Below are 255 nucleotides of genomic sequence, written 5' to 3'. Positions count from 1 at the left end.
AACTGCTCATTAAGATAATATTCGCGTTGGCTTTTTTCCATCTGCTTTTTAACGCGGTTACGAATACGTTTCTCAATTTGTTGAATATCGATTTCACCTTCAAGGAAAGCCATCAACTTTTCGACTCTGGCTTTAACGTCACTCATTTCAAGCAAGGCTTGCTTGTCTTCAAGTTTTAACGTCATATGTGCTGCGACGGTATCAGACATCCGCGAAACATCTTCAATACTGGAAAGCGACGAAATAACCTCTGGT

General features: G+C 40.4%; 1 protein-coding gene. It reads right to left on the bottom strand.

Going from position 1 to position 255, the window contains the following annotated elements:
* The coding region (locus B4K20_RS09615; protein WP_289282743.1) for an LON peptidase substrate-binding domain-containing protein at positions 1-255 on the bottom strand (255 nt) is incomplete at both ends.

The sequence above is a fragment of the Methylophaga sp. UBA5088 genome (assembly GCF_002414625.1).
Lineage (GTDB): Bacteria > Pseudomonadota > Gammaproteobacteria > Nitrosococcales > Methylophagaceae > Methylophaga > Methylophaga marina.
This window is presented reverse-complemented; position numbering and strand designations above follow the sequence as displayed.